We start from the raw sequence: 13497 nt of genomic DNA on the forward strand, positions 1-13497 counted from the left end.
TTCATCCCCCACTGCCTGCGCGGTGTCTGTTTGTCCAGTCTCTTTCCGCAGCAGCCCAGTCTATATTGTCCCGCAGCGCTGTCCATACCTCATGGTCATCGGTCATGGTATAATCGTGTGAATTTGTGGCCTCCTGAATGGCCTCATAATACCATGCGTTTCGGGGATTATCCGGCCATTTGGTCATCCCATCCAGCATGTAATCCGCGTGCGGTTTGCGTCCCAGCATGTTGTTGATCACCGTCGCAACCTCTGCACGTGTCATGGCGAGATCAGGTGCAAAGACATTGTTCTCATAGCCATGCACCCAGCCGGCAGCAGCCACGATATTGATGTCCCGGCATGCCCAGTGATGCATGATATCTGCAAACAGGTCTTGTGCCGCAGTATCTTCTCCGTTCATAAACCGTGTCGCGATGGCTGCAAACTCCGCGCGGGTGATCTTGGCATTGGGGCGGAATCTTCCATCTTCATAGCCACAGATTACACCCAAATTCACCATCGTCGAGATTGCATTGTTATACCAGTCTTTGGGCGAAACGTCCGAGAAGCTGTTCGATGTCATCCAGAACTGATCCCGGGCTTCATCGGTTAACAGGCGGAAGAAAATCGTCGCGACCTCGGCCCGGGTGATGGATGCATTGGGCCGAACCGTGCCATCCTCCGCATAGCCGATCAGATAAGCATAATGATCTTTCGTGTTCAGCCACAGAGTTCGAGCTGCCACACCATGTGCCGCCACATCATCCGGAATGTCAGCGACTTCCTTGTCGATCTCGGTTTTGTCTTCTTTTCCATCGTTGCCGTCTTTACCTGCATCGTTCGCTTCCGGATGGCGTGCACCGCCGCCAGTGCGTGCTGTGAAATGTGCGGTGACAGTAACGGTCTGTCCCAGCTGATCGACTCCCAGTTTCACCGGGATGTCCAGCACTTCGCCATTAGGCCAGAGCTGCTTGCCCAGACCATCGCTGCTCCAGCCCTGAAAACGTCCGTTCTCACCAGCAATCGCTCGCGCTGCCAGCTGTCTCTCGGGCAGTTCGCCTCGTCCAGCAGCTGCAATCTCTTCCGGGGTATAAGTCAGAATTTGTTCCGACTGTTCAACTTTGCCGTACGCATCCTCACGGCAAAGATAACGAATCACAATCTGACGGGTGTCGGCAATGCCATCTGCGTTGCGGTCTGCTTCAAACTGCCAGCTTCCCTGCAAAACCAAATCATGAGCGGGCATTTTGATTTGTTCTTCCCGCTCGCCAATTCCATCCCAGCCCGAAAATGTATAGATTCCCGGCACGCTATCTTTCTCGGCACGAATGACTGTCCGTGCACGGTATCTGGTATCCAAAGTCACCATAGCACCCGCGAGGTAAGTTTTGGAATCCTGCGGAAGCTGTGCCTGTGCAGGCTGTCCGCTCCAAGCATACGTTACTCTGTATCGCGCTTCCTTTGTATCGGGAATTCCGTTCCGGTTGCTGTCAGCAGCCCATACCGCATAGAGCGTTTGCGTCATCCGACTGTCAAAAAAGACGACATTGCAGGCTTCTGGAATTGCTTCCTCACTCTCGCGATAGACTTTATCCTGCGGATCTTCCTGCGACCAGTGCAGAAAGACCATATTTTCAGGTGCGTCAATTACGACATTTACCGGAAGTCTGGGCACATATGCATGCCCCGGCTCTAATGCTCGCTCCTGCACGTCCATGACAAACTGGCTACCGCCGGCAATCGTACCGTATGCGGTCTGAAACGTCAGCTGATAGACTTGCTCGGGTCTGAAATGTGCTGTAAAGGTAATAACCGTTCCACCTGCAACCCGATCGAAGGTCTGAACGCCCAATACTTGTCCATCCGACAGCGTCCGATCCCCATAATCGACCGTCCAGTGATCGAATACATAGCTATCCTTCGCCTGCGCCTCTGCCGGCACAGTTTGTACCTGTATCCACGGTGCTGCTTCGCCCAGATTGATGACCTGATCTGTTCCTTGCACCGTGCCACACTCTGTGTCAGCACTCACATAACGCACAAAGACCTGGCGTCCATCCGCGATGCCATCATGGTTGTGATCTGGAACAAAATGCGCAGTAAACACGGTATCCTTGGTGTATGCCGTTGCTCGGAACGTTCCCATTGCAATATCCGGGTCTGTTAAATCATCCGTCTGCCAATAGGCGAACACATATCCGGGCTGTGCCACAGGCTGCGGAATCGCATGCGGATGTGCTGTGCCGTCCTGCTTGTTTACGTATTCATCCATATTGCCAATCAAACTGCCTTTGCTCAGATCGGCTGACTGGTAAGTAAAGCGCACCTGCGCTACATCAGGGACAAGGTCTCCATTGTGATCGGCAGCCAAATATGCAGTAATATGGACGGTGGTCTCATCCGTTCCCGTGGTGTCATACCGGAATCGGGCAACGCCCTGATTGTCATGGAGCAGGCTGGTTACCTGTGCCGTCGCGTTTTCCTGATATCCGGTAATCACATAGCCGTCTGGTGCAATCCATTCCACCGAATGTGGCTGTCCCTTGACCAAGTCCAGCTGTTCCCACCCTGGCTGGATGTGAACACCATCTTTCGCATATTCATCCAGCTGCTGCGCGGATAAACCTGCACCATCATCTGCAAACCCGGCATACAGTGTAAAGGTTTCCGCCTTTGGTCGAGCTTGAATCTTCAGATCAAACACAAAATCGTGCGCCATCGCCGTTTCGATCACGCGCAAATCACCTGAACGCTTTTTCAGATAGTCCGACTGATCTAAGTCGATATGTTCTTCCTCTGCGCCGGACAGGACGGTCTCATAGCTATCTCCACTGCGTATCTGTAATTTCTTTTCTTCCAAGGTGTATGTCTTTGACCCGATTGTGACTTCGGTCAGCAGCTGTCCGCTTCCCAAGTCTACATCGGTATCAAACGGCGGCTGCGTGTCTTTCGCAATCAATCTGGAATCAGCCGGGTCACCGCCGTATACAATAGCAGCCGTTCCCGTGCCCAATCCATAATTCATCACATAGCGTCGGTCCAGCCAATCAATGAATTTACGGTTCTGATCGGAATTTTCCTTACGGATACGCTCAAAATCAACGGTATTCCCATCGATTTCTACCGTACCGTTCACCGTAAACGTACTCGAATACAGCAAATACAGGGTATCGCCGTCATGCAGCCTCGTGACCGCGCCCGAACCCATATAGTCAAGCTGTTCAATCTCTGTGTCCGGCTGTGTTCCCTCCGCTCGCATGACTGCCGCGCTGCTGAGCACATAGTCCGTTCCGATCTGTTCACCAGAAACAGTATCACGCGCCGAAAAACGAATATTGGCGCTCTGGCCTGCAAACTGAATGGAAAAACTCTGATCGGCAAGATAGGTTCCGTCTCTGTAAACTTTGACCGTTGCTGTGCCCTGCGTTGCGGCATCCGGTTCTATGGGTTCAGGTGTCTCTGCAACCACATAGTCACTTGCACCGCCTTCATTTACCGGCAAATCAGGTGCTTCTTCCCACTGTGCTGTAAAAGTGACTCCATGACTGAGCGAGAAGATTTCCCCTTGCTGATATGTCGTTCCTGTCTCGAGCTTCCATCCCGTAAACCGGTAACCCTTTGGCGCTGTAAATGCACAATCTTCCAGCGAACGAATGTGATACGTTGGAGAAGTCAAAACTTCATCAATATATGTATCCTCGGCATCATCCGGCTGGAAAACCGGTGCATTTCGATGATATATCACGTCAACTGGTATGTTGCTGACATATCCATCCACATGATAGCCATCATCCAGTTTCTTAATCGCATACCACACAATCGTCTGTTCCGGTTGCAGTCCTGCCTTTTGGTACAGGGCGTCCATAATCTGACGAGCCGGTTCACGGATCATGGTCTCCTGCATGGTGGTATTCTCTTCGCCCAATGCGAAATATTCATCTCCCACATTCGGCACTCTTCGATAGCCTTCCACCGTCAAAAATCCCGGCAAGCCAGTCTGCTCCGTATATGTATCATTTCCAACCGCTATCGTATCGCTGGCGTTCGGATAGTAGTTAAACTGTCCTTGATCGCCGCTGCTTCCCGGTTGAATTCCTGCCGCTTTTAAAATAAAAAACTTAGCACGGGGCTCTGTCACGGTAACACGCCATTTTTCTTCGCTCCAGCTACTAAAAATAGTCGTACGATAACGATGCGTGACCGTTGTCTCACCAAGCTTATGTCCGGTTACCGAAGCAGACTTTCCGCCCCAATTCATCACAGCCTCGGCGATATCGGGATTTTCTGACGCCCATTCATGGTATACAACCCAGTTTCCGCTCTGCGCAATGATGTCCTTTGTTTCTCCAAGCTGGACTTCACTCGTTCCAGCGTCATAAGCTGCGCATGCCTGTATCGGCATACCGGTTACCAGCATAATAAACATCGTTATACTTGCAAGTAATCGTTTTAGATGCAAAAAATATTCCTCCTTTAAGGCCAACTTTTCATTTATCTGTCATTTTTCTTATGTTCTGCAATCATTTCTGCATAATAGGCTTGTTTTTGTGCCTTGACCTTCCCGGCACAAACCGGACAGCCGCATCGCTTCCCTCCCGTTCGTGAAGCAATACTTGCGCACCAGACATGTCCTTGCTCACAAATCCACCAGACCTTTTTCTTGCTGCCATGGGTCACATCATACGGCGTGAGCGTTCCATTCAAGGTTGGATGCCACTGGGCTGCAATCTCTGGCATACAGGTAAACAAGTCGTTAAACCCTTTGAGCACTTTGCGGCCCGCACAATAGGGACAGCCACAGGCGGCATGGGTTCGAGTACGCACGGGTGTCTTCCAGGAATGCCCCTTTTCACATCGCCACCAGACACAGCGGTTGCTGTATCGCGTCACCATTTCTGGTGTCAGCGGTGCGTTCTTTTCCATGTCCCACTGTGCAGCGATTTTGGGAAACTGGCTTGCCAGGTCATTTTCTCCCGGCACAACTTTTTTCCCGGCACAGACCGGACATCCGGCACCGCTATGTGCACGTGAAACGACAATTGCCTGCCAAGCATGGCCATGGGCGCACTGCCACCACACCTTTCTTCGCGACCCTGCAACCACATCAAAGGGTGTCAGCGTCCCATTCTTGGACGGATGCCACTGGGCAGCCAATGCGGGATGGGTGACCGCCAAACTGTTTTCTGATGGTATGATCTTGCGATTGGAACAAACCGGACAGCCGCATCCCTGCACCCGTGACTTCACCATTGTCCGCCAGACATGACCATGCTTGCAAATCCACCACACCTTTTTCCGGCTGCCCGGCAATACATGCTCAGGACGTAAATCTCCGTTTCGCTCGCTATGCCATTCGGCTGCAATATGCGGATACAGTGTTTTCAGATCATTTTCTCCCGGCTACGGGCGCTGGTGGCTGCAATAGGGACAGCCGCTGTGATTGGCGGTACGAATTGTCACCATCGCCTGCCAGACATGACCGTGCGCACACCTCCACCAGACCTTTTTCTTACTGCCATAACTTAAATCTTTGGGTGTCAGCGGTGCATTCCGCTCAGCGTCCCATTCTTGCAGCAAAGTCTGCTGTCCGGTTCGGATACAGAAATCATACAGTGTTTCCCGCAAAGTTCTCCCCTCCTTCCATGTCCTGAAATCGGTAAATTTCCCGCTCTTGGGTATTTTTTCTTATAAAAAAAGAGGCTGACCGATAGATCAGCCTCCTTTCCCAGAAAACCAACGATATGCCTGTTCTGTTTACAGTATCAGATGATTTGTGCCGTCTTTTCTCAATCTCCTTATGAACTTCGGTGTTTCTTTGATGATTGACCTCTCTCTGCTGGTCAGTTGCCGCGTTCCAGCTCGTCGATTGTCAACTCTCCCCAACTATAATTGACCATGTACGCCCCTTTGAAAAGATGTGCATATTCCGGTTTTCTGGACAGGTAATTGTAGAGATCACACCGCACTTTTGTCGTATTCAAACGCCGCATGCCCTTTTTGGGCTCAATCAGGTCTTCCAGATGATACTCTTTCAGGGTATTTCTGAGAATCATAACGATCTTTCTCACACGAGCCAGCGTCACTTTATTGACCGATTCATCTTCCCACAAGCAGGATATGATGTCGCCCTGAGACACATAAGCACCCCGTCGATCAACGAGCAGTGCAAGCAGTTCTTTTGCTTTGGCATTATGGATTAACAGCGCTTCTCCGTTGACGAAAACTTCAAAATAGCCAAATGTACGAATGTATACGCCGTCATTGACAAAGATCGGCTGCTCAATCGGTGTAATCACCGAGCGCTCGGCGATCTCCTGCATGGACTCATCGTAAATTACATACTTGTTTCTGCCGGTTACCTTGGCCTGATACAGTGCACGATCGGCTTTTTCATACAGCGTTTGAAAGTCCTTGCCATCTCGCGGGAACAATGCAACGCCCGCACTGATCGACACCTTAACGCCCTGCTGCAATTCTCTGTACACCGCTGCAATCATAATCCGAAAATGCTCTTTGGCCATCGTAATATCCGATACGTCGTTGACATAAATCGCAAATTCGTCTTCACCGATGCGCGCGACCATATCTTCCTTATCGACCACAACTTTCAATGTCTGCGCAATGTCTTTTAACGCAGTATCTCCATACACATGACCCAATGTATGGTTGACCTTTCCAAAACCATCAACATCCAGCAGAATCATCGCACGATTGAGCCCGCCTTCCGGCGAACTGCACCGCTCGGTCACGTAATCTATAAACGCTGTGCGATTATACGCTCCCGTTACCAGATCCAGTCGTGCCATTTCCAGCAGCCGAATCTCAGAACGCTTCTCTTCATTGATATCCAGACAGGAAATCCAGACATTGGTCGATGATGTATAGGGGTCTTTCAAAATCTGATAAAACGCTCGAATCCAGATTGTCTCCCCATCATGGTAGGCAATCTGAAATTCTTTCGTTCCATAACTCTGATTTTTCTCAAACCCTTCCAGAAGATTCTCACGCGAAAAACATTCCATGAACATCTCGCGGTATTTCGGCAAGATGTCCTGACACATTCTCTCTGTCGCTTTGGTATAAGAAGTCGTGAAGTCTTTGAAATACCGTTCGGGAATCTGTCCCTCATACCCTTCAAAGGTATCCAAGGTCAGGTTATATTCCAGATTAAACAGAATTTCCTTGGTGCCCTGACGAGTATAATTCTGGAAGCGCATAGAAGCAAGTTCGCTCTGCCGCTTGTTGGTCACATCCTCACAGAAAATGATCGCGTAAAGCGGGGTGTGGTCTTCTGCGAAAACGGTCGCATAGGTGCAGTGATACCAAGCCCATCCGCCATCCGGCAGACGTACTTTGAAATGTTTCGTGTCGCGCGGCGTGCCATAGCGCAAGCGCTGGAAGAACGCTCTCGCTTGTGCGATGCTCTCTTCTGCAATGTACTGCTCGGTAATCAGCTGGCGCGAACGATGCGCATGCGTAATACGGGAAAATGCCTGTTTAGACACCGGACTAATCGGAATCAGCACATCGGTATCAAAATCATACTTTAAAATGAGTTTGGTGGAGGTTTCTACGATGATTCCCAGCAGCTGCTCAGATTCCTGAAGCGCCTTAAACTCGATATCCTGCTGTTTTTGCTTCGTAATATCGGAAAACGAAATCACCGCAGACACCGGCTCGTTCTTCTCGTTGAAAATGACCGTTGCAATACCCAAAAACCACCAGTATCGGCCAAATCCTTTGGACTTGACTTCCACCGAGCAGTTCTCACCGCGCATAATCTTTTCGTAGAACTCCAGATAATCCGCGACGCTCTCCGGCTGGATGCAGCCGTTATCTACCAGATAATACGGCATATTTTCCATCTTACCAGGAATATTGTGTCGCTTTGCGATCTCATCGGGAATGTAAATCGTGCCGTCCTGGATGTTTAATCGCATCAGGATATCTTTGCTGTGCGTCACTGCAATGCGATACTCTTCTTCCCGAATGCGCAGCTTGGTCTCGGCTTCCTTGAGGTTGCTGATATCCACAAAGACCAGCAGATAGGCACTCTTGGAAAAATCACTCAGTCGTTTGCCAATACCTTTGACCCACAAATAGGTTCCATCGCCCATGTGCAGCCGGAACTCGATCTCGTATTTATCAGGCAGTTCCTCCCTGCACCATTGAGCAATGTCCTGAATAATACGCGCAGTCTACCGGATGAATGATATCCTCGTAGGAAAATGGCTGATCTTCCTCCGGGAACAAGCGCCGCAGCAGTTATTTGATATTCTCCGAAGCATACAGCGGTCGCTGGTCAAGCCCTACTTCCTTGACGATCATTCCAAAAAAGAGAGATTCGTTCAGCCGCTCCAAACAATAATTTTGCAGGTACAGCGCCTGCTCGGCGCGCTTGATCTGCGAGATATCCAAGAACGCTGCCTCTGCGGTTAGGCCATCTGCACAGCGTTCGGTCACCCGCACAGTCATCTGCATCCATGCATGTTCTTCTCCGCGCACAATCCGAAATTCACAGTGTGTCGTGTCCGCATCGCCAAGCAGACTGCCCATCGCCTGTGCAATGCAGGCACGGTCCTGGCTGTATACGATCGACTTCATCCAATCCATGTCTGCGCGCTGCCATTGCGCAATCGGATACCCCGTGATTGCACACAGAGGCGGGTTGCAAAACAATGTATGCAGCGCACGTGTACTGCGCTCATATCGGCATCGTAATATGCCTAAGGGAATATCCTCGGCAAGTTTTAGGAAAATATTCTCATCTGTTGCGTTCGCGCACTGTGCGGACTGCGCAGCCGGTGCTGTATCTTTCATTTGCACGCATTCGCATACAACCAGCCTCCGTCCACCGTCTTCCCGCAGCTGCTGGTTTGTCATTCGATAATACGCAAATGTACCGTCTTTGCACCGCAGCCGTCCCGTCCAGTCTTCTGGACATGCAGGTATTTTTACAAATGCCTGAAATGCCGCGATGTCATCCGGATGTATGGAGAATAACAGAAAGCTTCCTGCACAGTACTGGAAATCAGCAAAGCTGTCATAGCCCAGTTCTTTGGCCAGAAATTCATCCATAAACGCAAGCTCGAATCCCTGATTGTTACAAAACTCAACCCGAGCGCAAGTCTGAACCGGATATATCTTCTCTTGATGCGTCATGAAAAACGCCTCCTCACAATATCTTCAACAGATTCGGTCTATTTTCATAGGTCGCGTCCATTCTCTTTCTATCCCAATTATAGTGCATCGTGTGACAAAAAGAAAATTTATCTGTTGACCGCTCACCCTTGCCAGTCTCTGCGTATATGCATGTTCCGTTGCTTTTTTAACCTGCATTTTAATGTATGCGCAACTCGGTTTCCTCAAGTGGCAGAAGATTGCTCTCATTATAGGCGGTTACGTGTTCCGTTCGAACCGTTAAAGCGTTCCGCAAGCGTTCCTAAATAAAATATTTTCTTTTTTATCCAGTTTTTATCATTTATATAGGTTTAGTATTTAATGCTATTCTTATCTGTCACATGAAAATACCCTTTCTCGGTCTTCTCCACATTGACAGAGTCCCAGAACAAGCTGTATGATAAACACACAAACTTGTCTCACTAACGAGATTTATAGAACATGAAAGGAGCCGCAGCATGAAAGTCATCTGCTTTGGCGATTCCAATACCTTTGGCTACGATCCCCGTTCCTGGTTCGGTGGCCGTTATACGCCTGACAGCCGTTGGGTGGATATTCTGGCTGCTGAAACCGGATGGACGGTCTACAACATGGGCGAGAACGGTCGGGAAATTCCGCATGAGACGCCCGACTTTCCCGCAGACACCGATCTGCTCATCCTCATGTTGGGTACGAATGATTTACTTCAGGGGCGCAGTCCGAAAGAAGCTTCGGAAAAGCTGATGCGGTTTCTCTCCGGTCTGACGCTTGACCCCAAGCAGGTCTTACTGATTGCACCACCGTCTCTGGCTCTGGGAGAATGGGTCAGCTCGCAGCAGCTCATTGATAATTCCAAGGTATTTGCCCAATACTGTCACGATCTCGCACAGCAGTTTGGCATGAGTTTTGCCGATGCCGGAAAGTGGAACATTCCCCTTGCCTATGACGGCGTGCATTTCACCGAACAGGGACACAAAATCTTTGCATCCAACCTTCTGGGGGTACTCAAATGAAGCGAATTCTACCCCTGTTTTTCTTTCTCCTGTTGCTGTTTACCGGCTGCGGCGGCAGCGCAGCAGACAATTCCTACCAACAGATCACCCAAGAGAAAGCCAAGGAAATGATGGACACGCAAGAGGTCATTGTCCTCGACGTACGGGAACAGAACGAATATGACAGCGGTCACATTCCCGGTGCTGTCCTGCTTCCCGTGGGAACCATTGACGAGGACACTGCTGCCGCTGTGATTCCCGAAAAGGACTCTACGGTTTTGGTGTACTGCCGCAGCGGAAACCGCAGCAAAACTGCGTCCTCTGCGTTGGCCGAACTTGGTTATACCAACATCTATGAATTTGGCGGTATCAATTCCTGGCCTTATGAGACGGAATCTTAAAATATTGCCTGATTACGGAAAACTCCCTCTGAAACCTAAAATTTCAGAGGGAGCCTTTTTTATGTCCTAGAAAGTTTTGAGATTAGGCAAGGCGTCTTTACTTGATTTGATCGATTTGTCCGGACTGAATCGCATCTAAATGCGCGGCAATGCGTTCCTCCGTCCAATCCCACCACCGCAATGCAAGCAAATCCGCAATGGTATCGTCAGGGAATCGCTTGCGAATCGGCTTTGCCGGGACACCGCCAACGATGGTATAGGGCGGAACATCCTTTGTCACAACCGCTCGGGTTCCAATGATGGCCCCGTCTCCAATGGTCACACCGGCCAAGATAACCGCCTCATATCCAATCCACACGTCGTTTCCAATCACAATATCTCCCTTATGATCCCAAGCTCTGGCTACCTGCGCCCGCTCGAGTCCCCATTCTTCAAAGAAAATCGGGAACGGGTAGGTAGAAAGTGAGGTCAGGCTGTGATTGGCACTATTAAAAAGAAATTTAGCGCCGCAGGCAATGGAACAGAATTTGCCGATGATCAAACGATCGCCATTGATGGGATAATGATATAAAACATTATTCTTTTCAAATTCCGTCGGGTCATTTACAAAATCATTGTACATGGTATAGTCGCCAACGATAATATTCGGATTGGTTACAACTTGATTCAGATAAACGGTCTGGTCATCTCCCGTGCGGGGATAAATTTTTGCTTTGTTCATGTTTCAGTCCTCCTTGACTGGATGGTTTGGAAAAATCACATGATGACATAACAAAAGGCCGCAAACAAACATTGTCTGCGGCCTTACATACAAATTTCATGTCATCAACCTGTAAAATGGGTATAGAAAACCAAGGCAGCCTGATTCTGCCCTGCGCTTCTGGTGTTACAGATCAAATTTTCCAAACGGCTCCGCACAATGTTTCATGGTATCAACTTGTGTGGAGCCCAAAGCAATGCAAATTTTCCCGAATTGCACGGTGCTCACCTCGCTTTGCTGTCACCATTACTATAACCAATCTGCTCCCCTGTGTCAATGGTGCCCTATGCTCGATGCACGGCTATCTTTTCACCGGCAAATACAGTTCACATCGGTAAGGCGTGCCGCTGTGGAACTCGGCCTTGCCGCCGTGTGCCGCGGCAATCTGGGACACTAGACGCAGTCCCGTACCATGGGCAGCTCCGCCGTCCGATTCCAAGGTTTGAGGTGCGTTTGCTCGTGCTGTTCCATCCGCAGTTCCGCCTTCGACCCAGAGAACGAGCTGTCCCCCCTCTGCTCTGGCGCCCAAGTGAATGGAACAACCGGGGGCGTTATGCCGCACGCAGTTCACAAGCAGGTTGTTCACGGCACGGCGCAGCAAAAACGGGTCGGCCTCGATGTCTGGCAGCCCATTTTCCGGCAATTCCATCTCAAAGTCAAATCCTTCTGCCATGCCGCCGTTGAGAAAATCTGCGGCGACCTGCCGCAGGAAGACTGCAGGCTGCAACCGCTCTTTGCGCAGCGCCTGCATTTCACAGTCCAGCCGCATGGTCAGATTCAGGTCGTTCACCAAGTCTCGAATGACCTGACTTTGCGCCCGAATGGCCGTTGCCTGCCGCTTGTGCTCTGCTGTCAAGTCGTTCGCGTCCTCTAACTGTGCGGCATAGCCCATAACCACCGAGAGCGGTGTGCGGATATCATGCGAGACACCGTTAATCCAGTTTGAGCGGGCTGCATCTCGAACCTGCTGATCTTGCCGAAACCAGCGGCGTACCGCCAGCCACGCAAGTGCCAGCACGCTGCCCAGCGCCAACAGGAAAAATCCGATCAACCACGCCGGGGTCTGGAGCAATGTCTGAGTGCTCATCGCCATGTCGTGTTTCCACACGCTGCCCTTGGGTGCACCGGCCACCAACAAGCCGTCGTCTCGAACCCGACACAGCACCGGGTAGTCGTTTAAATACCACCGCGTAAAGACTGCCACATCGATGATGGTATACTGTTCGGGTACATCCTCCGGCTTGCGAAACTCCCATACCACCTGTCCCGTCTCGTCCAACAGCATGGCCCATTGGTTGGCTTTCAGCAGCTCTTCACCGGTAAAGGCATAGTCTGTTCCGTCCCAAGTCAGGGTTTCGGACAGTTTTGACACAGGAATGCTCCAATCCTGCCCATATACCGTATTGTAGTAGACAAAGGCAAATATTCCGAACAGGGTCACGACGGCGATCAAAAGCGATGACACGGTCACCAGCATGACGCCTTTGAGCAGTCCGCGCAGCTTCATGGCAATTCCTCCCGTTTGAGCCGGTAGCCAAGGCCGCGCACGGTCAGCAGGAACTTTGGGTGGGATGGGTCGGTCTCCACCTTTTCCCGCAAGCGGCGAATGTGCACCATGAGTGTATTCTCATATCCGACCAGCGGCCCGTCCCACAGCGCTGCGCACAAGGCATCTATGGTCACAATGTTTCCCCGTGCCTCCCACAGCTTTTTCAGCAGGGCAAATTCCTTTGCCGTGAGTGCGATCTCCTCACCGTCCCGTCGCACGGTCCCCTTGCCCCAGTCGATCTCGGTGTCTCCCAATTTTGGCGCATCGGGTTTCTCCCGATAGACCCGCCGCAGCACGGCGCGCAGGCGCAGCAGAAGTTCCTGCGGTAAAAACGGTTTGGTGATGTAGTCATCCGCTCCGAGGCCAAGCCCCCGCAGCCGTGCTTCGTCCTCGTCCCGTGCCGAAAGGAACAGCACTGGTACATCCCGGATTTCCCGCAGCTTGCCCAGCAGCGAGAACCCGTCCCCATCCGGCAGCATCACATCCAGCAGCACTGCATCCGGTTTGGTCGTACAAAACCGCTCCATCGCCTGTGTGCAGGACAGGGCTGCGGTAACTGCATAACCCGCTCGGGTCAAAATCTCCTGCACCATGCGCTGAAGTGCGAGCTCGTCGTCCACAATCAATATCTGATAGGCCATTTTTCGGCCTCCT

Annotated in this window: 10 protein-coding genes and 1 pseudogene; 2 read left to right on the forward strand and 9 right to left on the reverse strand. The window is 50.9% G+C overall.

Annotated features, from left to right (window positions below):
- Position 1: 1 nt before the first annotated feature.
- The 6 genes and pseudogenes from B5D52_RS14630 to B5D52_RS14645 all read right to left on the reverse strand — a co-directional run bounded on the left by B5D52_RS14630 (position 2) and on the right by B5D52_RS14645 (position 9144).
- The gene (locus B5D52_RS14630) at positions 2-4408 is read right to left on the reverse strand and encodes an S-layer homology domain-containing protein (protein WP_078689248.1); all 4407 of its coding nucleotides are present in this window, start codon (positions 4406-4408) and stop codon (positions 2-4) included.
- A gap of 65 nt (positions 4409-4473) precedes the next feature.
- On the reverse strand, positions 4474-5157 hold the full coding sequence (locus B5D52_RS16625; RefSeq protein WP_242825639.1) for a zinc-ribbon domain-containing protein: 684 nt from the start codon (positions 5155-5157) through the stop codon (positions 4474-4476).
- Between the two features lie 36 nt (positions 5158-5193).
- Positions 5194-5367 (reverse strand): annotated as a pseudogene (locus B5D52_RS16720) (zinc-ribbon domain-containing protein); the annotation flags it as partial.
- Between the two features lie 15 nt (positions 5368-5382).
- Positions 5383-5607: a zinc-ribbon domain-containing protein gene (locus tag B5D52_RS16635; protein ID WP_016147032.1), complete on the reverse strand. Its 225-nt coding sequence runs from the start codon at positions 5605-5607 to the stop codon at positions 5383-5385.
- A gap of 215 nt (positions 5608-5822) precedes the next feature.
- Positions 5823-8099: a diguanylate cyclase domain-containing protein gene (locus tag B5D52_RS14640; RefSeq protein WP_016147033.1), complete on the reverse strand. Its 2277-nt coding sequence runs from the start codon at positions 8097-8099 to the stop codon at positions 5823-5825.
- Positions 8100-8247: 148 nt separating this feature from the next.
- On the reverse strand, positions 8248-9144 hold the full coding sequence (locus tag B5D52_RS14645; RefSeq protein ID WP_016147034.1) for a PAS domain-containing protein: 897 nt from the start codon (positions 9142-9144) through the stop codon (positions 8248-8250).
- A gap of 476 nt (positions 9145-9620) precedes the next feature.
- Here B5D52_RS14645 and B5D52_RS14650 point away from each other — a divergent pair, with 476 nt between their 5' ends.
- Positions 9621-10154: a GDSL-type esterase/lipase family protein gene (locus B5D52_RS14650; protein WP_016147035.1), complete on the forward strand. Its 534-nt coding sequence runs from the start codon at positions 9621-9623 to the stop codon at positions 10152-10154.
- On the forward strand, positions 10151-10534 hold the full coding sequence (locus B5D52_RS14655; protein ID WP_016147036.1) for a rhodanese-like domain-containing protein: 384 nt from the start codon (positions 10151-10153) through the stop codon (positions 10532-10534). The genes B5D52_RS14650 and B5D52_RS14655 overlap by 4 nt, the downstream gene beginning before the upstream one ends.
- 97 nt (positions 10535-10631) lie before the next feature.
- On the opposite strand, the gene B5D52_RS14660 is transcribed toward B5D52_RS14655, so the two are convergent.
- From B5D52_RS14660 to B5D52_RS14670, 3 genes are all read right to left on the reverse strand, one after another.
- Positions 10632-11255 (reverse strand): CatB-related O-acetyltransferase, encoded by a 624-nt coding sequence (locus B5D52_RS14660; RefSeq protein ID WP_016147037.1) that lies wholly within the window; start codon positions 11253-11255, stop codon positions 10632-10634.
- Between the two features lie 340 nt (positions 11256-11595).
- On the reverse strand, positions 11596-12801 hold the full coding sequence (locus B5D52_RS14665; protein ID WP_016147038.1) for a sensor histidine kinase: 1206 nt from the start codon (positions 12799-12801) through the stop codon (positions 11596-11598).
- Entirely contained in the window at positions 12798-13484 is a 687-nt protein-coding gene (locus B5D52_RS14670) for a response regulator transcription factor (protein WP_016147039.1), read from the reverse strand. Before B5D52_RS14670 ends, B5D52_RS14665 begins: the two co-directional genes overlap by 4 nt.
- Positions 13485-13497 lie beyond the last annotated feature (13 nt).

This window comes from Butyricicoccus pullicaecorum DSM 23266, assembly GCF_900167005.1.
Lineage (GTDB): Bacteria > Bacillota > Clostridia > Oscillospirales > Butyricicoccaceae > Butyricicoccus > Butyricicoccus pullicaecorum.

Excerpts from the sequence above, each read along its gene's own strand:
- B5D52_RS14670 (WP_016147039.1), bottom strand. The coding sequence starts at position 13,484 with ATGGCCTATCAGATATTGATTGTGGACGACGAGCTCGCACTTCAGCGC.
- B5D52_RS14650 (WP_016147035.1), top strand. The coding sequence starts at position 9,621 with ATGAAAGTCATCTGCTTTGGCGATTCCAATACCTTTGGCTACGATCCC.
- B5D52_RS14630 (WP_078689248.1), bottom strand. The coding sequence starts at position 4,408 with ATGTTTATTATGCTGGTAACCGGTATGCCGATACAGGCATGCGCAGCT.
- B5D52_RS14645 (WP_016147034.1), bottom strand. The coding sequence starts at position 9,144 with ATGACGCATCAAGAGAAGATATATCCGGTTCAGACTTGCGCTCGGGTT.
- B5D52_RS14665 (WP_016147038.1), bottom strand. The coding sequence starts at position 12,801 with ATGAAGCTGCGCGGACTGCTCAAAGGCGTCATGCTGGTGACCGTGTCA.
- B5D52_RS14660 (WP_016147037.1), bottom strand. The coding sequence starts at position 11,255 with ATGAACAAAGCAAAAATTTATCCCCGCACGGGAGATGACCAGACCGTT.
- B5D52_RS14655 (WP_016147036.1), top strand. The coding sequence starts at position 10,151 with ATGAAGCGAATTCTACCCCTGTTTTTCTTTCTCCTGTTGCTGTTTACC.
- B5D52_RS14640 (WP_016147033.1), bottom strand. The coding sequence starts at position 8,099 with ATGGGCGATGGAACCTATTTGTGGGTCAAAGGTATTGGCAAACGACTG.